The sequence below is a fragment of the Flavobacterium sp. UBA7682 genome, from assembly GCF_002482945.1.
Classification (GTDB): domain Bacteria; phylum Bacteroidota; class Bacteroidia; order Flavobacteriales; family Flavobacteriaceae; genus Flavobacterium.
Map to the genome: position 1 here is coordinate 1 of NZ_DLGY01000013.1, position 24089 is coordinate 24089.

21 protein-coding genes are annotated in these 24089 nt (G+C 36.8%); 8 read left to right on the plus strand and 13 right to left on the minus strand.

Annotated elements, in window-relative coordinates:
* Positions 1 to 140: 140 nt before the first annotated feature.
* Positions 141 to 1070: an aspartate carbamoyltransferase catalytic subunit gene (locus B3C16_RS02830; protein WP_291128548.1), complete on the plus strand. Its 930-nt coding sequence runs from the start codon at positions 141 to 143 to the stop codon at positions 1068 to 1070.
* A gap of 30 nt (positions 1071 to 1100) precedes the next feature.
* On the opposite strand, the gene B3C16_RS02835 is transcribed toward B3C16_RS02830, so the two are convergent.
* From B3C16_RS02835 to B3C16_RS02855, 5 genes are all read right to left on the minus strand, one after another.
* Positions 1101 to 3344 carry a DUF349 domain-containing protein gene (locus B3C16_RS02835; RefSeq protein WP_291128549.1) on the minus strand — a complete coding sequence of 748 codons (2244 nt, stop codon included), beginning with the start codon at positions 3342 to 3344 and terminating at the stop codon, positions 1101 to 1103.
* A 183-nt stretch (positions 3345 to 3527) separates the two neighbouring features.
* Positions 3528 to 4655, minus strand: a complete 1128-nt coding sequence (locus B3C16_RS02840) for an endonuclease (protein WP_291128551.1) — start codon at positions 4653 to 4655, stop codon at positions 3528 to 3530.
* A gap of 8 nt (positions 4656 to 4663) precedes the next feature.
* A complete protein-coding gene (locus tag B3C16_RS02845; protein WP_121313471.1) occupies positions 4664 to 5881 on the minus strand; it encodes an RsmB/NOP family class I SAM-dependent RNA methyltransferase in 1218 nt (405 codons plus the stop codon).
* A 123-nt stretch (positions 5882 to 6004) separates the two neighbouring features.
* Entirely contained in the window at positions 6005 to 7990 is a 1986-nt protein-coding gene (locus B3C16_RS02850; RefSeq protein ID WP_199717128.1) for a KUP/HAK/KT family potassium transporter, read from the minus strand.
* Positions 7991 to 8120: 130 nt separating this feature from the next.
* Complete coding sequence (locus B3C16_RS02855; RefSeq protein WP_291128552.1) at positions 8121 to 9443, minus strand: hypothetical protein; 1323 nt, start codon at positions 9441 to 9443, stop codon at positions 8121 to 8123.
* Positions 9444 to 9578: 135 nt separating this feature from the next.
* Here B3C16_RS02855 and B3C16_RS02860 point away from each other — a divergent pair, with 135 nt between their 5' ends.
* Entirely contained in the window at positions 9579 to 10622 is a 1044-nt protein-coding gene (locus B3C16_RS02860; RefSeq protein WP_291128553.1) for a sialidase family protein, read from the plus strand.
* Positions 10623 to 10647: 25 nt separating this feature from the next.
* Here the strand turns inward: B3C16_RS02860 and B3C16_RS02865 are convergent, their stop codons facing one another.
* Genes B3C16_RS02865 through B3C16_RS02880 form a run of 4 tightly spaced genes read right to left on the minus strand, consistent with a single transcriptional unit; the run spans position 10648 to position 13265 of the window.
* Complete coding sequence (locus tag B3C16_RS02865) at positions 10648 to 11109, minus strand: sensor of ECF-type sigma factor (RefSeq protein ID WP_291128554.1); 462 nt, start codon at positions 11107 to 11109, stop codon at positions 10648 to 10650.
* A gap of 4 nt (positions 11110 to 11113) precedes the next feature.
* Positions 11114 to 11527 (minus strand): hypothetical protein, encoded by a 414-nt coding sequence (locus B3C16_RS02870; protein ID WP_291128555.1) that lies wholly within the window; start codon positions 11525 to 11527, stop codon positions 11114 to 11116.
* A gap of 30 nt (positions 11528 to 11557) precedes the next feature.
* A complete protein-coding gene (locus B3C16_RS02875; RefSeq protein WP_121313477.1) occupies positions 11558 to 12100 on the minus strand; it encodes an RNA polymerase sigma factor in 543 nt (180 codons plus the stop codon).
* 58 nt (positions 12101 to 12158) lie between these two features.
* Positions 12159 to 13265, minus strand: a complete 1107-nt coding sequence (locus B3C16_RS02880; RefSeq protein WP_291128557.1) for an SRPBCC family protein — start codon at positions 13263 to 13265, stop codon at positions 12159 to 12161.
* A gap of 94 nt (positions 13266 to 13359) precedes the next feature.
* Here B3C16_RS02880 and B3C16_RS02885 point away from each other — a divergent pair, with 94 nt between their 5' ends.
* A complete protein-coding gene (locus B3C16_RS02885) occupies positions 13360 to 14973 on the plus strand; it encodes a class I SAM-dependent methyltransferase (RefSeq protein WP_291128559.1) in 1614 nt (537 codons plus the stop codon).
* Here the strand turns inward: B3C16_RS02885 and B3C16_RS02890 are convergent.
* On the minus strand, positions 14970 to 15158 hold the full coding sequence (locus B3C16_RS02890; protein ID WP_121313480.1) for a hypothetical protein: 189 nt from the start codon (positions 15156 to 15158) through the stop codon (positions 14970 to 14972). The genes B3C16_RS02885 and B3C16_RS02890 overlap by 4 nt on opposite strands.
* 77 nt (positions 15159 to 15235) lie before the next feature.
* Here B3C16_RS02890 and B3C16_RS02895 point away from each other — a divergent pair, with 77 nt between their 5' ends.
* Entirely contained in the window at positions 15236 to 15619 is a 384-nt protein-coding gene (locus tag B3C16_RS02895) for a nucleoside triphosphate pyrophosphohydrolase family protein (RefSeq protein WP_291128561.1), read from the plus strand.
* A 75-nt stretch (positions 15620 to 15694) separates the two neighbouring features.
* On the opposite strand, the gene B3C16_RS02900 is transcribed toward B3C16_RS02895, so the two are convergent.
* Positions 15695 to 16417, minus strand: coding sequence for a hypothetical protein (locus tag B3C16_RS02900; RefSeq protein ID WP_291128563.1), 723 nt, complete (start codon positions 16415 to 16417; stop codon positions 15695 to 15697).
* A 173-nt stretch (positions 16418 to 16590) separates the two neighbouring features.
* A complete protein-coding gene (locus B3C16_RS02905) occupies positions 16591 to 19887 on the minus strand; it encodes an amidohydrolase family protein (protein WP_291128565.1) in 3297 nt (1098 codons plus the stop codon).
* Positions 19888 to 20318: 431 nt separating this feature from the next.
* Between B3C16_RS02905 and B3C16_RS02910 the strand changes: the two genes are divergently transcribed.
* On the plus strand, positions 20319 to 20837 hold the full coding sequence (locus B3C16_RS02910; RefSeq protein WP_291128567.1) for a helix-turn-helix domain-containing protein: 519 nt from the start codon (positions 20319 to 20321) through the stop codon (positions 20835 to 20837).
* 42 nt (positions 20838 to 20879) lie between these two features.
* Here the strand turns inward: B3C16_RS02910 and B3C16_RS02915 are convergent, their stop codons facing one another.
* On the minus strand, positions 20880 to 22556 hold the full coding sequence (locus tag B3C16_RS02915; RefSeq protein WP_121315030.1) for an amino acid permease: 1677 nt from the start codon (positions 22554 to 22556) through the stop codon (positions 20880 to 20882).
* A gap of 216 nt (positions 22557 to 22772) precedes the next feature.
* Between B3C16_RS02915 and B3C16_RS02920 the strand changes: the two genes are divergently transcribed.
* From B3C16_RS02920 to B3C16_RS02930, 3 genes are all read left to right on the plus strand, one after another.
* Complete coding sequence (locus B3C16_RS02920; protein ID WP_121313483.1) at positions 22773 to 23408, plus strand: peroxiredoxin; 636 nt, start codon at positions 22773 to 22775, stop codon at positions 23406 to 23408.
* A 6-nt stretch (positions 23409 to 23414) separates the two neighbouring features.
* Complete coding sequence (locus B3C16_RS02925; RefSeq protein WP_121313484.1) at positions 23415 to 23723, plus strand: thioredoxin family protein; 309 nt, start codon at positions 23415 to 23417, stop codon at positions 23721 to 23723.
* A gap of 91 nt (positions 23724 to 23814) precedes the next feature.
* Positions 23815 to 24072, plus strand: a complete 258-nt coding sequence (locus B3C16_RS02930) for a DUF6952 family protein (RefSeq protein ID WP_121313485.1) — start codon at positions 23815 to 23817, stop codon at positions 24070 to 24072.
* The last annotated feature ends 17 nt before the right edge of the window (positions 24073 to 24089 follow it).

Consider the following 24089-nt stretch of genomic DNA (forward strand, 5'->3'; position numbering starts at 1 on the left):
AGGGATAAGGGATAAGGGATAAGAGAATTACGAATTTTAGAAGAGACAACAACATATAACTTACAACATACAACACCCGAGGCATTTGATATTAAGAAAAATTAATAATCGGAGCGCAGCGAAATAATACAACAAAAAAAATGTCCGAACTGTCAGTCAACCATTTACTAGGGATTAAATACCTGCAAAAGCAAGACATCGACTTGATTTTTGAAACGGCAGATCATTTCAAAGAAGTGATTAACCGCCCGATTAAGAAAGTGCCTTCGCTGCGCGACATTACCATTGCCAATATCTTTTTTGAGAACAGTACGCGTACGAAACTCTCTTTCGAATTGGCACAAAAAAGACTGTCAGCCGATGTAATTAGTTTCTCGGCGGCGCAATCTTCGGTCAAAAAAGGCGAAACACTGATTGATACCGTAAATAACATTCTGTCGATGAAAGTCGATATGGTCGTGATGCGTCATGCCAATCCGGGTGCGGCTTACTTCTTATCACAAAATGTAAAAGCCAGCATCATCAACGCCGGAGACGGAGCGCATGAGCATCCAACACAAGGTTTACTCGATAGTTATTCTATCAGAGAAAGACTGGGCGAAGTAGGAGGAAAGAAGGTAGTCATTGTAGGCGATATTTTGCACTCAAGAGTCGCTTTGTCTAACATCTACGCTTTGCAAATGCAAGGTGCCGAAGTCAAAGTATGTGGCCCAAAAACACTCATCCCGAAATACATCGAAAGCCTTGGCGTAACCGTTGAACCGAATTTGCGAAAAGCACTAGAATGGTGCGATGTAGCCAATATGCTTCGCGTACAAAACGAACGAATGGATGTGAATTATTTCCCATCGACCAGAGAATACGCACAGCAATACGGATTAGACAAAGCATTATTGGATTCACTCCAGAAAGAAATCATCATCATGCATCCCGGACCAATCAACCGTGGTGTTGAAATCACTTCAGACGTAGCCGATTCTCAGCAATCGGTTATCTTAGACCAAGTGGAGAATGGCGTTGCCATACGAATGGCCGTAATTTATCTGTTAGCTTCTAAAATACAGCAATAAAAAAAGCCTCGATATTTCGAGGCTTTTTTGTTATTCTATTTTCAAATTTCTAAGTTGTTTCAGCTTGTCTTTCAACGTGGCCAACTCTTCTTTTTTGAAGTCGATGTTTTTCATTACTTCTTTTACCATCGGATTATCTGCTTTCGCTTTGGCAAAGAATTGGATGTTGTTCTCCAATTGGAAAATTTCTCCTTGTACTTCGTCAATTTTACGCATCACGAATATCTTTTCGTTGTCTAATTTGCGAGTGTCTGAATTGGCTAAATGGTCTAACTTATTGGCATAACGCGCCATTTCGTTGTCTTTCTTGCTCAAGCTTAACTTCTCGAATAAAGCATCCAGTATTTTATTGAATTTCCCTTCAATATGACGACGCGCAAAAGGCACTTTACCATAGCTTTTCCAAGTTTCAATGTGTGCTTTGATGGCATCTAAATCGGTTTTGTGTTCCCCAACCAATTCAAAAGCTCTCAAGGTTTCTAGGTAGGCTTTTTTCTTTTCAAAAGCTTCTACTTCTTCTTCATTTACCTCAGATTTCTGCTCTTTCAATTTCTCGAAATACTCATTACAAGCGGCTCTGAATTCTGTCCAAAGTTTGTCCGAGAACTTTCTCGGCACATGACCAATGGTTTTCCACTCTTCCTGAATTTGTTTCATCAATGGCGTTGTGGCAGCAAAATCAGTACTTTCTTTTAGCTCATTGGCTTTGGCCACTAACGCTTGTTTTTTAGAAAGGTTATCGTTTTGGTCTTTTTTAATGTCTTTGTAGAAAGAGTTTTTCAATACATTAAAACTTCTTACTGCATTTTTGAAAGCGGTCCAAGTGTCTTCATTGACTTCAGAAGGCACTTTTCCGGCCGCGAAGAATTGATTTCTCAAAGCTTCTACTTTTTCAATTTGGCCTAACCAAGCCGCATGAGAGTTTACTTTTTCTTGCGCCAACACTTCAATTTGTGCGATGATTTCTTTCTTCTTCTCTAAATTGGCCGTTTCACCTTCGCGTAGTTTTTCGTATAAACTTTCGCGTTTGTCGTGCATTTGTTTGGTCAATTCACTAAAGCGATTCCAAATTTCCTCACGTTGCTCGCGAGAAACCGGACCGATATCTTCTTTCCAAATGCGGTGTAAATCTTGTAGTTCACGGAAGGCTTTGTTGATGTCTTCTTCGTGAACCAATTCTTCTACACGCGCTATGATTTTTAGTTTTTGTTCTAAATTGTGTTTGAAATCTAAGTCACGTGCCTCACGGTCTAAGTGCAGAATGTCATAGAAATTCTCCAAGTGAAAGTGGTAATTGTTCCAAACGTGGTTGTACTTGTCTTTCGGAATAGCTCCGGCTACTTTCCAACGATCGCGGATGTCGTTAAATTTCTTCAACGTTACTGGGATACTTTCCTGACTGTGGATTAAGTTTTTAAGTTCCTCTACAATGGCCATTCTGTTTTCTAAATTGGCTTGTAGGTTGTTTTGTAAACTTTTAAAATGCGTATTTTTCTTGTCTCGGTATTGCGAGTACAATTGGTCAAATTTAACTTTTAAAGGAAAATGATAATGGAAATCTTCTGTAGTATCCGGATTTTCAGCGTGGAATTCGTCTTTTTTCTCTTCTATAAAATGGTGGTATTTTGACAAGAAAGATTTTTTCAATTCTTCCACATGGTCTTTAACCGACATCACTTTTTCTACTACGACTAGATTACCCAATTCATCCACCAATTGCTCCATGGATAAAGTTTCATAATCCAGCATTGGAATATCGTGACGTTCTTTTAACGATTCGTCTTCACCTTCTTCAGCATTCACTTCCTGAATAGCATTCATGGCAACATCACTAGCAGTTTGCACCGCCTGTTCGCTTACGCTCGAGTCATCGGCTACTTCTTCAGCAGTCAATTCAACAACAGTATTTGGAGTTTCTTCTGAAACCACTTCTACAGTTTCTTCAACCAATGCTTCTTTTTCAGTGGCAACTTCAATTTCGTCCTCAGTAAGTTCTTCGGTTAAAACCGCTGCTTCGGTCTCAGTTTCTTCTGTTATTTCTTCGACAACATCACTTACGGCTTCAACAGTTTGCTCCGCTTCAGCTTCAACTTCAGTTTCTTCTGCTTGGATTTCTTCAGTTATTTCAGCTTCAACAGTATTACTGCTAACTTCCAACTCCGGACTTTCATCTTGAGCTGTAGTTTCCTGATTTTCAGTAGTGGTCACTTCCGGTGATTCGTTTACTACATTTCCATCTGCCTCTTGCAGGTTATCATTCTTTTCTTCTAACATTTTGAATAAATGTTTAAGGGTTACACATTATGAGGGCGAAAGATAGTAAAGATGCGTTAAAGTTCAAAGAAAATCGGCGTTTTCTATGCTTTATAGTATTGATTATTTTTATTGGGCAAAGGCGAAAACAAAAAAAAACGCTGTTGGATTCAACAGCGTTTGTCTTAATAATTTACTTTTAATTTAGTTTACCAAAACTTTCTTGGTCACTGAATCATTGTTGCTTGACAGTTTTATAAAGTAAAATCCTTTAGGCAAATTACCGATGGTATAGGTATTGTTTTCTAAAGTTGGTCTTTTAATTTGTTGTAAAATTTGACCGTTAATGGTGATGATTTCAATATCATCAAGCGCAATTTCAGTTGAAATAGTTACAATGCCATTGTTTGATGGATTCGGATAAAGGGAAACGGCATTTAAGCTTTCAAATGTGGAAGTTCCCAAAGGCAATCCCCAAACGGTAGTTACATAAGTGTTGTTGTCAATGTATGGATTTCTGTTGCTTTGACGTGCGTAAATAGCATTGTTTCTGTCGATTTCTCTTTGGCTTACAGGATCTTGCTGATTCCATGTCAATAAAATGTTTAGGAATGTTGGCGAGAATGATTGTCCGGTTGAACCATCAAACATAACCTTAGATAATGAATTGGAAGTTGAATAAAAACTAGCCAATTGGTCTTCATATCTTGTAACAAAGTAAAGTAACATTCTGGCAATATCACCTTTGAATTCGTCTATTGGTTCAAATACTGTTGAAGTAAATCCGGCAGAATAGCCTGAGTTTAGATTCAAGCCTCTTTTAGAGCCATTAGAATAGGTGTTGGTCGCATTGTTAACTCTTCCAAACGGAAAATCACCTCTTTGAGCATTCACGTGTTTATCCGAAGGAATAACAAAATGGGCGTCAGAATACATTGGGGTAACACCGTTTCCAAAATAGGATTGCGGTACCAAGTGCTCTCTGTTATAACGTTCACATTCATTATTTCCTAATGTACCATCGTCTTGTAAACCGCCACCGTACACAAACTCACATTCGCTTCCGGTTGGGTTTTCAGTATACATGTCTAACATTGTATCATTGTTCTCATAATACATATCAATGTCAGAAGTTAAATAGGTTGTATATAAACCCGAGTAAGTTCTGTCGTTGTGGCCATTGATGATATTGAACAATTGCGTTTTAAGCGTGTAACCTGTTCCGGTAGCCGTATTGTAATATCCCGGTGGAATGGCATTAACCGATTGGGTTTGTTGCGCAAAACCAACAAGTGTAAGACTAAAAAATAAAAGGGTAAAGATTTTCTTCATTTGTTTTTTTATATTTCTTTTCGTTCTAATAAGGCCATGTAAAAACCATCGAATCCGGTTTCTTGTGCCAAAATCTTAGTATCTTTTACAAAGGTAAATGATTTCCCAATCTCGGTAGTTAAGAAATGTTTAATTTGTTCCTGATTTTCAGACGGTAGGACTGAGCAAGTAGCATAAACCAATTTGCCGCCGGGTTTCACAATTTTAGAATAATTTTCTAAAACTTCAGCTTGTACTTTTCTGATGTTATCGATGAATTCAGGTTGGAGCTTCCATTTGGCATCAGGATTTCTTTTTAAAACACCCAATCCACTACAAGGTGCGTCAATCAAAACTCTGTCTGCTTTCTCGTGAAGTTTTTTAATCACTTTAGTCGAATCGATAATTCGGTATTCTATATTGAAAGCGCCGTTTCTTTTGGCTCTTAATTTTAATTGCTTGAGTTTACTTTCATACAAGTCCATGGCAATTAATTGCCCTTTGTTTTGCATTAAAGAAGCCATGTGCAGTGTTTTTCCGCCAGCGCCGGCACAAGTATCAACAACTCTCATTCCCGGTTGTACGTCAAGGAAAGCAGCGACCAATTGCGAAGAAGCGTCTTGTACTTCGAAGAAACCTTCTTTGAAAGCATCCGTTAAAAATACGTTGGCTCTTTCTTTTAGGACTAAAGCATCTGGTTGGTCTTTTAGGAATTCCGTTTCGATGTTTAAATCCATTAAAATGGCCCGAAGTTTTTCTTTGGTTGTTTTTAGAGTATTTACCCTAAGTATAACTTGGGCTTGCTTGTTTTGAGCTGCAATTTCTTTGGTCCAAATGTCTTCGCCTAATTCTTTTACACCGAGTTCATCCATCCAATCCGGAATAGATTCGCGCATTTTTCTGATTTTGGATAATTCATCAAAGCGGCCTTTGATTTTGCGTTCGGGCGTACCTTCTAATTGTCTCCAATCGGGAATAGGGTAACCGCGTAAAACTGCCCAAACGGCAAATAATCGCCATAATTGGTCACGGTCAAAAGGTTCTTTTACGTCGGCAATTTCCATGTAGAGTCTTTTCCAACGTACGATTTCGTAGATGGTTTCGGCCACAAATTTACGGTCGGAACTTCCCCAACGTTTGTCTTTTTTTAAGGCACGAGCCACCACTTTATCGGCATATTCCCCTTCGTTGAAAATGGCATTTAAAGAGTCAATCGTGGTATAAACTAAATTTCGATGTAATCGCATGTTGTAAAAAAATAAGCGTGCAAAGATATTCCTTTTTTGTTATGTAATGTTAAAATTAACAGGTTTAAAAAGGAATACGTTTGTTAAAATACAACAAGTAGGTGATGCGTCTAATAATATTGGCTACAATTCAGGGCAATCTCTTTCAATTCTGCGCATTTCAATTTTTTCCGGCGCGTGAATGACCAGTGGGAATTGTTCAATTTTCACCGAACTACTGTCTAAACCAAATCCTTTTTCTTCAGACAAACTGAGTTTTTTCATAAGGAAATAGGTATTCATAACTATTTTTTCGAAGAAAGTTAAATCGCTGTCGTTGGATAAGAATTTTTCAGAAAGCACAAACTTGAAATCACCTATGATGTTGTTTTTGTTCAAAGATTCATATCTACTGGTGATATCTACTTCGCCACGTACCACCATTTCTTTGATAACCTGTTTGAACATTAAATTAATCTTAGTTGGTTCACGGAAACCAAGGTAGAAATCAATTCTGTAGATGTCATCTTTGATAATTTCGGTAACTTTGTATTCTTTTTTGTAGGGTTCGCTTAAGATATTAACGTGAATAAACCAATACAAATCGGCTCTTTTAGGACGTTTTTGAAGGATGGAGTACATTACTTTTTCTTCAATTTCGTCACTTCGGTTCGAATTGGTCATGTAAACCAAATGCGTAGCATATTTTGGAATCGAAAGATCAACACTCAATTCGGCTAAAACCTTTTTGTAGTTTTCAATTTTAACGATTTTAGTGTAGTTTTTACTAATTTGTTTTGCCAAATACCAAGTCGCCATAACACCAATTAAAGCAGAAGCAATTATTAAGGTTACAAATCCACCATGGATGAATTTTGGAAGAATGGCGGCCAAGAAACTGAATTCAATTATGAGATAAGCTGTAATAATGGCACCAATGATGTACCATTTTACCCTTTTCATAATTAAATAAAAATTCAATAAAATGGTGGTCATGATCATGCAAAGTACGATAGCTAGACCATAGGCATGTTCCATTGCGCTTGATTTTTCAAAGTACCAAACGATGCCAATACAACCTAAAAGCAATAACCAATTGATGGAAGGAATGTACAATTGTCCTTTTAATTCCGTAGGATATTTGATTTTTACTTTTGGCCAGAAATTCAATCTCATGGCTTCATTAATTAAGGTAAATGAACCACTGATTAAAGCTTGAGAAGCAATAACTGCAGCTAGTGTCGCAATTACTACTCCGATAGGTTGGAACCAGTCTGCCATAATGAGATAAAATGGATTTCCGTCTTTTCCGCCTAATTGTTCTAATGTTTGGCCTTCATGGCTAATTAAATAGGCACCTTGGCCAAAATAATTCAGCAATAACATGGTTTTTACAAAAATCCAACTGATGCGAATGTTTTTTCGTCCGCAATGTCCCATATCCGAATACAATGCCTCAGCTCCTGTAGTACAAAGGAATACAGCTCCCAAAACAAAAAAGCCTTCAGGATGAATTTGAAGTAATTCATAAGCATAATAAGGATTTATTGCATTGAAAACAGAAAAGTCATTCATGATTTGTAATGCTCCTAAAATGCCCAACATCGAAAACCAAATCAGCATCATTGGGGCAAAAAACTTCCCTACTAATTTGGAACCAAATTGTTGTATGGTAAACAACACAAACAAAATACAAATTACAATAATTTGAATGGTTTGGGTTTCCATTTCATAAAAAGTATTGATACCTTCTACTGCAGCCGAAACAGAAATTGGCGGCGTAATGATACCGTCAGCCAATAGCGCACTACCACCAATAATCGCCGGAACAATAAGCCATTTAATTTTGGTTCTCTTAACCAACGCAAACAAAGCAAAAATCCCACCTTCACCATGGTTATCGGCACTTAGGGTTATGATTACGTATTTTATGGTGGTTTGTAGTGTTAGCGTCCAAAATACACAAGATATTCCACCGAGAACAATGTCTCTTGAAATTTCATGAACGCCAAGGATAGCTTTCATTACATAGAGCGGCGAAGTACCGATGTCTCCATAAATTATTCCTAATGCTACTAATAATCCGCCAACGGATAATTTGCTATGAAGACTACTATTATGCGAACTCATAATGAAAAGTTAAAGACTGCAAATTTATATTTTTTTGAATTACCTGATTGAGGAATACCCAATTATTTTTAAAAACAAAAGACATCGCCTAAACGATGTCTTTTTTCAACAACAAAACTATATATAAAACTTAACTTCTTCTGTTTCCTTTTGAACCGCTGTCACTTCTTTGTGAATTGCTTCTTTGACCAGACATTTCTCTTTGTCCGCCTGAGTTTCCTCTCGGGCTCGACATTTGTCTTTGGCTACCAGAATTAGCTCTTTGGCTTGACATTTCTCTTGGAGCACTGCTTCTAGGCGATTCATAACTCCTGTTATTTCCGTTTGAAGTCACTGCTCTTGGTGATTCGGAACTTCTGCTGCTACCATTTGAACTTACCGCTCTTGGAGACTCACTTCTTTGATTTGAATTTACTCTCGGTGAAGCTTCTTGTGTTCTCACTGTTCTTGGCGACTCATTGCTTCTAGTGTTGCCATTAGAAGTTACAACTCTTGGAGATTCATTTCTTTGATTTGAATTTACTCTAGGCGATGCTTCTTGCGTTCTCACCGTTCTTGGTGACTCAATACTCCTCGTGTTACCATTGGAAGTTATCGCTCTAGATGATTCACTTCTTGTATTAGTATTTCCTCTTGGGGAAACTACTGTATTACTATTGTTTCTGGTATTATTAGCCAATTCTCTATTGCCAACTGTTCTCGTGTTTCTGTTTTGGTCTAATTCACGACGGTTGGTATAACCGGTATTTCTAACTTGGAAAGAACGATTTGGATAACGTACTTCATAACCATTTCCTCTTCTTCCGCCTCTGTAATAGCTATTATAAGCCACTTGACATCTTCTGTTATTTACGTAATTATAGTGGTGGTGTAAGTTGATATGGATACCAATATGACTTCTGTATCTGAATATTGGAAACGGAGTCCAAGCATAATAGTAACTTGGATAATAGCCCCAATACCATGAAGAATAATAAGGTCTGTAATTACCAACCCAAAAAGAAGTATAGATTACAGGTGTATAAGAATAAACCGGTTCGTAAATATAATTTGGGCCATACATGTATACGTCCCCAACTACTTGTACTTGAACACGATTGTCTCGGTCACGTTGAACTTCAACTGTAGCTACATCTTGAAAAGTATCGCGGCCTAAAACCGATTGAATTACAATTAAGTGGGCGTTGCCTTCAACCGTTTCAATTACACGCAAATAATCAACTTGATTGTCTTCGTTTAAATCCAAATTGGAAATTTGAATTTTTGGGTCATTTAATCTTCTTTCAAAATCGGCTAAATCTCTGGAATCTCCAAAAATAGAAGCTACCGCTTTTAAATCAAGATTATCACTGATTTCAGAATTATAGGCTGAAACCGTAGTTCTGTCTTGCGCAAAAACCGCAGTGATGCTCAACAAAGACAAAACGGACAAGGTTATAATTTTAGTTTTCATAATATAATGTTTTAATATGGAATAGTTTTGAAAGCCAATATCCAATTACTGTGCCATAGAAATTCTTGAAGTTTTTTTAACTAATTATTAACTGGCTTAAAATTTGTATATTCGTTTAAAATCCTAGTGTTTACTATGAAAAAGTCATTTTGTATATCGTTATTTTTTTTTCTTTTTATACTTTCCAAAGTAAATTCACAAACGTTTCAATCGGTTACTATCGATACTATTTTGAATGATAAAATTAGTATCAGGGCGATAACAATTATTGAGGATAAAGTATATTTCTCCGGTGATAAAAGTAGAATTGGTTATGTTCAAACGCCTAAAAGAGAAGGAGAAATTGATAAAACAATTGTTACCGACACTTTGCAATATGAATACAGAAGTTTGGCGACTAATGGTAAATATTTCTTTGCTTTGTCTATCGGAAATCCGGCCAAATTGTACAAGTTTTCAAAGAATTTAATGGATAAAACGCTTGTTTATCAGGAAAAAAACGAAAGAGTTTTCTACGACAGTATGCAATTTTGGAATGAAAATGAAGGTATTGCTATAGGTGATCCAACGGCTGATTGTTTGTCGGTTATTATCACTCGTGATGGTGGCAATACTTGGAGGAAAACAGATTGTGAAAACTTGCCTTTAATAGTAGATGGTGAAGCAGCATTCGCAGCCAGTAACACCAATATTGTTCTAAAAGGGAATAACGTTTGGATAGTTTCCGGCGGAAAGAAATCCAGGGTTTTTCATTCTCCTAATAAAGGCAAAACGTGGCAAGTGTATGAAACACCAATCGTACAAGGCGAAGCTATGACCGGAATTTTCACCGCTGATTTCTATGATGAAAAGATTGGATTTATCGCCGGGGGCAATTATGAAAAACCAACCCAAAACTTTCAAAACAAAGCAATCACCACAGATGGTGGAAAAACTTGGAGTTTGATAGGTGAAAACATGGGTTTTGGGTATGCTTCATGTGTGCAATTTGTACCAAAATCAAATGGAAAAGGAATCGTTTCAGTAGGCGCAAGCGGTTTGTATTATTCTGCCGATAGCGGAAATAGTTGGAAACAATTCTCAACTGATACAACTTTATACACCATAAGATTTCTTGATGAAGACACCGCTTTTGCAGCCGGAAAGAACAAAATTATCAAAATTGAGTTCAAAAAATAAGAGCGCCATTTGACTCTCTTTGCTTTTATCTTCTAGGTCTTTTGTCGCGGTATTGTTGTAATAATTTCCGATTGAAACCTTCTTCTGCTTTTTTGAGTTTCAAAATTTTCACGGAGGAAATTACGCCTTTCAAACTCGCTACAAATTTTTTCTTTGCTTGATGCAATTCCTCTTCAGTGCTTTCCATTTGTCCCAAGAGTGTTGAAGCTTCTTTTTCAGATAAATTGTCAAATGATTCATCATCAATTCGATCCATATAGCCTTTTAGTTTTTGCTTTCTGATTTCGTGTTGCTTTTCTTCAAAAGCATTATATAATGGCCAGAACTTAGCTGCTTCATCCGGTGTTAAAGACAATTCATTGGTGATGTAAGCCACTTTCATGGATTTAATTTGTTCTTTCTTTTCTTTCAATAAACGACCGCCTTGAGCAAAGGAGTTTATCGAAAAAAGCATAAGTATTGCGATAAGTATATTGTTGATTTTCATATCTTTAGTCTATAAGGTATTGTTCTAAATCGGCGTTGTTTAATAGTATTTCTTCCATAGCTTCATCTTGAAGATTTAACTCTAGCTTCATTTTATCTAAATCTTCTTTGTCCAAAAAATTCGCAATTTCATCATTAGATATCGTTGTATGATTGTTAAGGTAATCTTCTAAAGCAATGGCATCAATTTCTTCAGGTGAAGTTTTGAAAGTATTAAAAACAGGTATGGACAACATCATTACTACAACTGCCGCAGCAGTATAATACCAAGTTTTTTTTCTGCTAAAAATTGAAATCACTTTCGGTTTTTCAGATGGAAGTTGTCTTAGTATTTTAGCGTTAAACGAATCGAAGTAACCTTCAGGCGTAGTAAATCCTGAGGTGATTTTAGGTTCGTTATCGAGTTTAAATGGTTTCATAATCGTTTGACAAAGTTAAGAGGATAAGGTTTAATTGGTATTCATAAAATCTTCAATTTTTTTCACAGCATGATGGTAAGATGCTTTCAAAGCACCAACCGACGTACCTAAAATCTCCGACATTTCTTCGTATTTTATTTCTTCGTAATACCTCATTTTAAAAACCAATTGCTGCTTTTCGGGCAACAAAATGATGGCTTTTTGAAGCTTGATCTGGATTTCATTTCCATCAAAATAATCATCAGCTTTTAAATTTTCGACTATTTTGGTTTGCATGGCTTCGCTGGTTGTTCCGTTGCGTTTGGCCTTTAGATTGATGAAAGTAATTGCTTCGTTGGTTGCAATTCGGTACATCCAAGAGAACAATTTACTATCGCCTTTGAAATTTTTCAAATGCTGAAAGACTTTGACAAAAGTATTTTGCAACACATCATCGGCATCATCATGGTTTAAAACAATATTGCGAATATGACTGTACAATGGCCTTTGGTAATCCCGCAAGAGTTTTTGAAACGCAACATTCTGCGTTTTAGGATCTAATAATTCCCGAATAAAATCCTTTTCTTCTTGCAAAGCAATAATTTAACTGTTGGAATAAAGATAATCGAAAAGGTTTAATCCAACCCGAAAATTATGGTGTTTCTGTCGGACTAGTTGTTGTTTCTGCTGGTTCTGCAGCCGGAGTTGTGGGCAAAACAAAAGTCGGTTCCGCCACCGGAGTTTTTGGGAACACCGGAATATGAATTTCTGTTACCCATTTCGACGGTTGTTTGATGTCGTCAATAGTTTTGGTGTAAACCTCCGTATATTTTCCGGCGAAGTTTTCTTGGAAGTCATTGTCTGCAATGTGCTTTCTGGCTTTTGTCCAAGCTTCTTGTGTATGCGAATAATCTCCGGTCAAAGTCGTTTTCAAACAAGTAAACGGTACAATTTCGCCCGATGTAACATCACTTCCCGAAGTCACAAATACTTGTTTTGTGGTTGGTACACAAACAGAAAAAGTTACGATATCATTTGCCACATCATAGCGTTCATATTGCACAAAAGGTTTTCCGGCCATCGCCAATTGGTTCTTCTTAAAGAAATGAACCATTTTCGGCATAATGATTTTGATGTTTTTTGATAGGCTTTTAATTTTACAGGAAACGGTTTGCTTTAGGCAAAAACCTGAACTACGTTGTACAATGCCATTGACTTTGATGGAATAGGTTTTCATTTCGTAATCCAAAGTCTTATCGAGATTTCTCAAACTCTTTTCAAAAGCATCGGTCAAAATATTTGACATTCCGCCATCGAAAAACGTATTGATTTTGGTCAACAAATCCATTTTACCTTTACTGTGAATGGTTACTTTGGTACCACCGACAGTGTCTTTAAATTTCATGTGAATGGTTGCAGTCGTACCGTTGAAATTCCCTTTTTGGACCAAACTGTCATTTTCCTTAACAAAATAAGTTTTGATAAAACCTTCATCGCCATCTTTTTGCCAAGAAAAATTAGCACCTGCGCCCATGGTTTTGGCAGGATAGTTAAAAGTAATGTCATGATTTTTGGTCATCCAAGAACCAAAGGTTTCCCAGTTTTTATAATCATTGACATAATCAAAAACAATACTTTTCGGACTGTGAATGACCATACTTTTGGATACTTCAAAATCGCCTTTTTGCGTTGCTACATAAACAGTAACGCCTACAAAAGCTAATAATACTAGTAGGAATATATATTTTAGAATTCTCATCAGTCGATTTTTAGGTGACACAAAGTTAAGATAAAACATTTAACTTTTGATATTTACAGATTGAGTATATTTGTTAGTAATCAAAGCATCATTTATGAAAACCAAAAGCGAACTTCGAGGCATTTTATTCAGGCATTTAGACGGTATTACAACAGTTCCGGTTGCCTATTCACTTTATAAAAAAGGAGTACTGGATTATATTTTGCAGGAGCAAAAAGTTTTATTGGAAGAGTTGGTACAAAAATTCAACGCCAATGATGGTTATTTGAATGTTGCACTTCGCGTATTGGTTTCACAAGGTTGGTTAAGTCAAAGTTTTGACAATCAAAATAGTGAAATCATTTTTAGTGTAAACGATAATAGCGAACTGGCTTTTTTATTGGTTTCCAATTATGAAGGTGTTTTCGAGTTACTGCAATTTACAGAACATTTTCATCCGCGAAAATTTGAAGTAGAACCGTTTGAAATGCTCAATGATTTGTTCCAAAAATACAAGACGAACTTTGGCATAAAATTGTCAGAAGATGAAAAAGTGCGTTCCATTCAAGAGCAAGTTTTATATCATATTGAAGGGAATTTGGTTGGGCCGACCATCGTAATGCTTGGCATGACCGGAATGTTTCATAAGTATTTCATGGAAACCTCTTTCCGTCCGGAAGAGTTTCACAAAAAGCCGGAATGTTTTGCGGTAATTTTAGATTTTCTAGCGCATTTGGATTGGTTTATCAAAAAAGGCGATCACTACCAATTCACTGAAACCGGTTTGTTTTATGCCAAAAGAGCCGCAGCTTATGGTGTAACGGTTTCTTATATTCCGACGTTGCGCAAAATGGAGGAATTGCTTTTTGGCAACGCTTCGATTTTGCGAAATGTAGGCGAACACGAAGCTGAGTTGCATGTCGATCGGGAAATGAATGTTTGGGGAAGTGGCGGCGCACATGCGGAATATTTCAAAATTGTAGACGAAATCATCATCGAATTATTCAATCGACCGATAGCTGAGCAACCTCAAGGCATTCTTGATATGGGTTGTGGCAACGGCGCTTTTTTGGAACATATTTTTGATGTGATTGAACGCCAAACGAAAAGAGGCAAAATGCTCGATGACCATCCGCTGTTTTTGGTTGGTGTCGATTATAATGAAGCCGCTTTGAAAGTCACTCGTGCCAATTTAATCAAAGCCGATATTTGGGCCAAAGTGATTTGGGGCGATATTGGTCGCCCACAATTATTAGCCGATACTTTAACAGAAGATTACAACATCGATTTAAAAGAATTGCTCAACGTGAGAACTTTTCTCGATCATAACCGCATTTGGGAAGAGCCAAAAAGCAAAACACCTAACCGAGTTAGCACATCAACCGGAGCGTTTGCCCATCGAGGAAAAAGAATCAGTAATAATGATGTCGAAGATAATTTATTGGAACACTTATTAAAATGGTCGCCGTTTGTGCATAAGTTTGGTTTACTAATAATCGAATTACATACGATTCCGCCTGAATTGACTGCAGAAAATATCGGAAGAACTGCCGCAACGGCTTACGATGCGACACATGGTTTTTCAGATCAATATATTGTAGAGATTGACGTTTTGCACAAAATTGCAGCTGAAGCCGGATTGTTTTCGGATGATAAAGTATTTACCCGATTCCCGAATTCTGATTTGGCAACGGTTAGTGTGAATCTTTTTAAAGGAAAAATTGCTTAATGTTTCATAAACATTTTTATCACAAACAACATAGCGATAAAAAGTAAAAATGCGATGAGGATTTTATAACTTCCTTTATAGACCTTGCTGTGTAAGGCTTTGTCTTTACCATAAGCATAAAAAGCAGCGATTACAAAAGCAACAAAAAACAGAGCGGCGAAAATCCATTGACCAGTTGTGAACATTTATTTAAAATTTTCAACAAAAATACTCAAATGTATTGTAATGTTATAACTTGCAGTATCAATTAATTTAGTTAAAAATGCAAAAACAAATCAACGCAGTAAAAGAATTTCATACCGCCTTCGGATTGGGTGTAAGCCACGAAATGAAAGGCCATTTGGGCGAACAAAAGAACATGTTGCGCTTCAATTTGATGAAAGAAGAAAACGAAGAATACCTCGAAGCGGTTCAAAATAATGATTTAACTGAAATTGCGGATGCTTTAGGCGATATGCTTTACATTTTGTGCGGAACCATTTTAGAACACGGCCTGCAACACAAAATAGAAGAGGTCTTTGACGAAATCCAACGCAGTAATATGAGCAAATTAGGAGAAGACGGTAAACCAATTTATCGTGAAGACGGCAAAGTGATGAAAGGTCCGAATTATTTCAAACCGAGTTTTGAAGAGATTTTAAAGTAGTCTCAGTTGGCAGTATTCATTTTTTAATATTATTTTCTATTAGTTAGTGTAAACTTTTTTTGTCAGTAGCTATCTTTAATAATTTGCTACAAGAATAATTAATACAGTTATAAAAGTTCCAATACTAATAAGAAATGAACAAATTGAAATTATTCTATACAGTTTTAGATAAAAACTATTGTTGTTGTTTAAAAACATTTTATCAATAGTTTTTTGTTTCAAGCCAAAAGCTTTCTTGTAAACACCTTTAATGTAATCTATCGAATATTCATATTCAATTTTTGCCCGTTTGGCGAGGTTTATATATTCTGCTTTTAAATAATTTAAATAGTATTCTTTTTGTTCTTCGTTAACTGCATCTTTATGAAGTTCAATTATATCTGAATAACTATGACCAAAATCGTTTTCAATTTTTTGATTAATTTGATGTATATTCATTGTTGAATCTAATTCATTAATCTCCAATCTCATCATTTCGTCTTTTGTAAAAGCTCCTTCTAAATAAAATAACGTCTGTTGATACTTAGTTAAAAAAAGCAATGCAAAAATTCGATAGATAATCCCAAAGATAATTGAAGAACAAAGCAATATTAAAACAGATTTGATAATATAGCAATTGAATAATTGATTGACGTTTAAAATATTAGATATTAGTAACGTTGTGCCCACAATTGAAAATCCAATTATCCAAACTAATATTTGATCTTGTTGAGTAAAATTAAATTTAAAGTTTTCTGATGATTTTTTTAATGATTGTAACGCAATTTCTGTTACAACATCAAATGGTCTCTTTTTCATATACGAGTATTTTTTAAATTAAAAACAAATATACAATAAAAGATATAGATTTGTTGGTTTTAATAGAAAAAAACTATAGTAGGAAAAATAATAAAAAGCGCCAAGTTTCCTCGGAGCTATTTTTCTGCGAACTGCGACTGTAAACTATTACAAACACAAATCAAACATTTACCTTAATTATGAATTGCATCACAACAATGGTGTTCCATAAAACTTTCAGTTTCTTCGTGCCAAGGGAAAGCGGCGTTGTATTTGTTGTTTTCCCAATAGAACGCTTTGCGGGTTTTGGGTTCGTTGCCTTCTTCGTTCATCGTTTCTGAATTGTACATTCTGCCGTTAGCAATGGTATAACGTAGTGTAGCCGAGTTTTGAATATCGTCTAAAGGATTTTTGTCTAAGACTAGAATATCCGCCAATTTACCTTTTTCAATGGAACCAATGTCTTTTCCGGCACCGATATAATTGGCCGCATTGATGGTAGCGGTTTTCAAAGTTTCCAGATTGCTCATGCCACCTTGGTTAATGCTCCACAATTCCCAATGTGCGCCTAAACCTTGTAATTGTCCGTGAGCGCCCATATTTACTTTTACACCGCTATCCGCTAGTTTTTTAGCTGTTTTTGAAGTTAGGATATGGTCGTTTTCATATTCTTCATCCGGCGCCATCGTGCGGAAACGAGAGCGTGAATCAATGATACTTCTTGGCGTAAATTGCAATAGTTTTTTGTTTTCATACACATTGGTTTTTTGGTACCAATAATATTCAGCATTCAATCCGCCATAATTGACAATCAGCGTAGGCGTATAACCAACACTACTTTTGCCCCAAAGTTCCAAAACATCTTTATAGACCGGTGTTACCGGAATATTGTGCTCCACGCCGGTATGTCCGTCAATCACCATCGTCATGTTGTGGAAGAAATTAGAACCGCCTTCAGGAACTACGTTTATCCCTTCTTCACGAGCCGCTTGCAACACTTGTTGGCGTTGGTCACGACGCGGTTGGTTATAACTTTTCACCGATAACGCGCCAAAAGCTTTCGTGCGTTTGATAGACGAACGAGCATCATCAAGATTATTGACTAAGGCTTTAAAATCGCCATCAGCACCATAAAGGATAAAACCGGTGGAGTAAATTCGAGGACCAACCATCGCACCACTTTTTACCATTTCTGAAAGTGTAAATATCGACTCTGTATTCGATGATGGATCATGCGAAGTCGTTACACCAAAAGCCAAATTAGCATAAAACTGCCAGTTTTGTTGGGTTGTCAATCCGTATCTGAAAGCGCCAACGTGTGCGTGTGCATCGACCATTCCGGGCATTAAGGTTTTTCCGCTTAAGTCATATACACGAGCATCGGCAGGAACGGAAACGTCATTAGCATTTCCTACGGATTCTATACGGTTTTGGTTAATGATTATCGTACCTTTTTCAATTACTTTATCGCCCTCCATCGTAATGATTCGAGCATTGGTTAAGGCAATTTTACCTTTTGGTTTGTCTACTTTAGAAGTTAAACCAATTTTGATTGCGTTATCCGTTGGTTTCTCCACTTTTTCAGGCGAACCAGGCAAGAAAGTAAATCGGTCTTTTAATTCGTTTACAAAATAACTGTCGCCTAAGGTCCACATTATTTTTTGACTGTTGGTGGCCCAATGCAAATTGATTCCCGCATCTTTCGTCAATTCTGAAACAGGAACAACAGTGGATTTATTGTCCAAATCAATTTCCTGACCGTTCATGTTTAAAGGTGCCACATAGGCTTTGTGCAAATGCATAAAAGCAATCCATTGGTTATCCGGACTCGGAACCAAACGATTAGCATATTTTGATTTGATGTGTGTTCTTTCGTCATTTCCGGTCAAATCCACGCTTTTCAATTCTTTGGTCAAACTACCAAAAAATACACCGCCGGTTTGGTAAAAAATACGATTTCCATCTTTCGTAAATAAAGGATACTGACCGTTTTCGGTAATAAATTTAGTTGTTCCACCTGTGACGCTAATGGTATAAATTCCCGCTTTTTTAGAAAAAGCCATTCCTTGGTCGAGGTTGCCCGCTTCTTTTCTGTAAACAATAGTTTTTCCGTCAGGCGATAGGGAAGGTGTTCTGAAAATGCCTTTCTCCGAGCTTAACTTCACCGAATTTTTCCCATCTAAACCTACTTTTCGAATGCTACCCAATTCGGTATCATTCCAAGTCACATAAATAACATTTTTGCTGTCTGCAGTGAAAGTTGGTTCGGCTTCAAAGTCGGCGCCGTTGGTTAATCGTTTTGGCGTTCCGTTGGGTAATGCTTTTGTCCAAATGTACCCCAAAGCTCTAAAGGCTAGGGTCTTTCCATCAGGCGAAGTTACCGCATCGCGTATCATTTTTACGGTAAAATCATTGTCTGAAATCAGCGTATTGAAATGCACGCGGTCTGCCACGTCAATAGCTACATCTGCTGTAAACGGAATATTAGTAGCGGTTGATGTTTTGGTGTTGATTTTATTGATTTTTCCGCCAAACCAAATCACGATATCTTCATTATTTGGTAACCAGTTAAAGTTAGGATAAACCCCAAACAATGCCCAAGCGGTTTGTTGGTCTTTGTCGAGTTTGTCAAAAACCGGCCATTCTTCACCTGTTTCTAAATCGTGTAAATATAAAACCGTACTCGTTCCGACTCTTTTGATATAAGCCAATTTTTTTCCGTCAGGAGACACTTGCGGACGAGCTGCGCCACCCGGTCCGCCGGTGATGGTTTCGAGTTTTCCGGTTTCAAATTCGTAACGTTTGATGACATAGATTTCATTGTGCGGATCTTTGTTGTATTGGAAAAAACCGCCGGGATACATGTCTTCACTAAAGTACATGTATTTTCCATCTCTTGAAATATTGGGTTCGTTTACGTCTTGTTGGTCATTTTTGCGTTTGGTCAATTGTACGCCGCTTCCGCCACTGATATGGTATTGCCACATTTCTCCGGCACCGGCAGAGCGTTGTGAAGTAAAATTCTTTCTGCCCACAATATAATTCCCGTCAGGCATCCAAGCCGGATTGCTCATTAATCGGAAATCTTCTTTAGAAACCTGTTGGGCATTGGTACCATCGGCATTCATCACCCAAAGGTTATCGCCGCCACCGGCATCGCTGGTAAAAGCAATTTTTTTTCCGTCCGGACTAAAACGCGGTTGGATTTCGAAAGGAATTCCGGAGCGCAACACTTTGGCTTTGCCACCTGAAATTGGTAGGCTATAAATATCACCTAGCATATCGAAAACAATAGTCGTTCCGTCAGGGCTGACATCTAAGTTCATCCAAGTGCCTTCGGAAGTAGTGAAGTTTTGGGTTTTATAGTTAAAACTGTCACCGGGTTTGGCAACATCCCATTTGGGTGTTTCTTTATCTGTTTTTGCTGTTTCTTGAGCGTTGGTAATATTGAAAGTTAGGGCAACGAGTAAAAAAGAGAGTTTTTTATACATTGTAAAAAGTTTGAATGTTATAGTGTTGATAAAAGTAACAAAAAAAGAGGGATAAGTTAAAAGGGAAAAGGGATAAGTTTTGTGGTTTGGAATTGCTTGCGGGACATTGAGCTTTTACAATTTTAAGAATTGGAGTTTCTAACAATGCTACATATGAATACAAATAATAATTTACTCTTGCGAACTTATATTCTCAATTTTAACCAAATTAACCAAATCTCTCAGCATAAAACAATCCCCACTAATAGCTAATTTTACGCTGTCTTCATGGTTTTTTTACTCACAGGAAGATGTTAAGGGTTGTGGCAAATTTTTTATTTAAAGTAAAATAGTCACAAATCTGTGACAGAAAATCAAAATTAAATCAAATGGTCACAAAAACTGTGGCAAAATTTTTGTGTAGGTAAAAATGGTCACACAAAATTGCAATGATGAAAAAAAAATCAGGCATCAGTAAGATACTAGGCGTTACCCACAATGACATGGCTATGTTATTAAATATCAGTCGCAGTCAATGGTCTATGTATGAATCAGGAAAAAGAGATTTGCCGCTATCAAGCAAGTTGCTACTGACGGAAATACTGACTTATGTCAAAACGCCTTCAGCCAAGTCCCAAAATCAAATGCTTCATATAACCAAACAAGACTCATTAATGAAAGCGTCAATACAACGCCAGTTGCAGGAAAACGAATTCCAACAATTGCTTGCTGCCAGACAAACAGTTATTTTGGAACAAAAACAGGAAAAAAGTGTAAGGAAGTTGCTTTTGGTTTCCTATTTATCCAATAATGACCATAAGAACAATGACTTACTCAAAGTCATGGAAGCTAAAGCGATTAAGCAATTAGAAAATAGCAGTCAGCTTCTTATTCTGCAACACAAAATCAAACAGGCTACACTTCAACTCGAACATGAAATGTTGTTGAAGGCTTTAAAAGAAGAACACTGACGACAAGAGGTTAAATAATTCAGTTTCCTTATCTCTTTTTACTTACGCTTTCTTATTCAACTTACTATTCTTATACCCATAAATAAAATAAAAGACCAGTCCGATAAGCAACCAAATCCCAAACCATTGCCAGTTAGAAACTGCCATTCCTGTTAGTAAATAACAACAAGAGATAAGTCCGAGTAACGGAATTAGAGACAAATTTTTAAGGAATGCCAATACCGCCATAACGACACACAATATTACAAAGACAACCATTGGGGCATTTTTAGCAAAAAAGTTGTCAGAATAACTAAAAGTACTTGGGAAGAAAGTAGGCAAGAAGTATTGAACCGCTCCAAAAGCACCCAAACAGATTAATGGAAATAGGTACTTAGAATTGATATACGGAATTCGGAATTTGCCTTTAGTCGCACGTTCTGCTAATTCGGCTTCGCTTTGCGGAGACAACATCAGTACACCACCACAAACTAAGACGAAAGCGAATAAAGTTCCGATACTGGTAAAATCTAATACAAAGTTTTCATCCGTGAAGAATATCGGAATTCCAACGACTAATCCGGTTACTATAGTAGCAAATCCGGGTGTTTTATGTTTGGGATGAATTTCTGCAAATTTCTTTGGCATTAATCCGTCACGACTCATCGTCATCCAAATACGCGGTTGTCCCATTTGGAATACCAGTAATACACTGGTCATCGCTACGACAGCTGCAATAGACACTATGAACAACATCCATTTTACCCCTTTTAAAGCAAAGATTTCAGCCAATGGATCGCTTACGCCAAGTAAGTCGTATTTCACCATTCCGGTTAAAACTAAAGCTAAAATAATATAGACAATAGTACAAATCACTAACGAATAAATCATACCTCGAGGCAAATCGCGTTGTGGGTTTTTGCTTTCTTCCGCTAAAGTAGACACCGCATCAAATCCTATATAGGCAAAGAAAACAGCAGAAACGCCGGCCATTACACCGCCAAAACCATTCGGCATAAATGGTGTCCAATTGTCTATATCAACATAGGTAGCTCCAACAATAATCACTAAAACAATAATCGCTAATTTGATGTAAACCATTATGTTACTAAAGTTTCTGGATTCTTTAGTGCCTTTGTAAACCAAATAAGTAATTAAGACATTAATCAGAACAGCCGGTAAATCAAAGATGATTCTCAATCCGCCAATAATTGGTGCATTGTTCCAAGCATTCAATCCTTCTCCGGTTTTGCTAGCCTCAAAAGCAGCGTGTGCCGATTTGTAGTTGATGGTTAACCATTCTGGTAAATGAAGGTGAAAACTTTCGAGTAAATTGGTAAAATAACCACTCCAAGAAAACGCGATATAGATGTTACCGATGGAATATTCCATAATCAAAGCCCAACCGATTATCCAAGCAAATAATTCCCCAAAGGAAACATAAGCATAAGTATAAGCACTACCCGAAACCGGAACGCGAGAAGCAAATTCGGCATAACACATGGCAGTAAAACCACAAGCGATGGCACAAATAATGTAAAGAAAAACCACGCCGGGACCGCCTGAAAAACAAGCATTACCGATAGCGCTAAATGTTCCGCCACCAATAATGGCTGCTATTCCGAAGAACGTTAAATCTTTTACAGTGAGTACTCTATTTAAGCCGGAATGCTCTCCGTCACCACCTTCTTTAAGAATTACAGAAGTTGATTTTTTTCGGAACAGATTGGATAATAACATGGTTTTCTGGTTGGTTATGTTAACAAAAAAACAAATATAAGATAAGATAACAAAAATCATGTTTTTAATCTTATTTTTTAAATAAGTTTGATTAGGATTTGGGCAAAGTCAAAAACTATAATCCAATAGGAAAATACAATTAGAAGGTGCTTTTTTTAAACCAATTAACGAAGTACTTTTGCACCACGAAAAAATAACATTTAAACCATACACATTATGTCATTAGTAGGAAAAAAATTCCCAAGTATTACAGTAGATGCCATCTCTCACATGGGAGACAATTTAAGAATCAATGTGCTTGAAGAAGCTACAAAAAACAACAAGAAAGTACTTTTATTTTGGTACCCAAAAGATTTTACTTTCGTTTGTCCAACAGAATTACACGCTTTTCAAAATGCTTTGAGTGATTTTGAGAGCAGAAACACTATCGTAATCGGTGCTTCTTGTGATACCAATGAAGTGCACTTCGCTTGGTTGAATACGCCAAAAAACAACGGTGGAATTGAAGGTGTAACTTATCCTTTAATTGCTGATACAACCAGAAATTTATCGGCTGCGTTGGATATTTTAGATGCAGAATGGGTTTATGATGCAGAATTGAATGACGAAATTTTAGAAGGGTCCAACGTGACTTTCAGAGCGACTTATTTGATTGATGAAACCGGTAAAATTTTCCACGAAAGTGTAAACGATATGCCATTAGGAAGAAACGTAAATGAGTATTTGAGATTGATCGATGCTTACACGCACGTACAAACTAAAGGTGAAGTTTGTCCGGCCAACTGGGAAGAAGGTAAAGAAGCAATGAACGCTGATAGATTAAGCACTGCTGCTTATTTAGCACAAAACTAATAAGCCATGTTAATCGAATTAAACGAAGATACTTTGCAAAATTTGGTCGACACCAATGAGAAAGTAGTGGTTCAATATTCGGCTTCTTGGTGTGGGAACTGTCGTATCATGAAACCAAAATTCAAACTATTGGCTTCACAAAATGAAGGAATGACTTTTGTTTTGGTCGATGCAGAGAATTCTCCTGAATCTAGAAAATTAGCTAATGTGTCTAACTTGCCAACCTTTGCCACTTTCGTAAATGGTAAATTGGTGAACCAAACACAAACCAATAAAGCGGAAGTTTTAGCCGAATTAGTAACCGAAATTGTATAATAGATTTTAGACTGACTTAGACAATTTAGAGGTTGACCATCTAAGATGTCTAATAATCTAAGATGTCTAATAATCTAACAATCTAAAAAAAATGAAACTACCTGTTATCAAACATTTGACTCAATTTATTGAGGACAATGACCAAGATTATTTGATAGAAACTATTGAAGTATTAGAAGCCTTAACCGAAGTTCCTTCGTTGAAAGATGAAGAATTGGATGTGATTGGCGAATTAATCTCCAATATGTATGGTGCGCTTGAAGTGCATAAAATGGTCAAAGACGGCAAAGACAAAAAAGAAGCCCTCAATGATTTTATGAAACGCGTCTTAGGCTCCATTGATAAATAACAAAAACGTCCCGATAA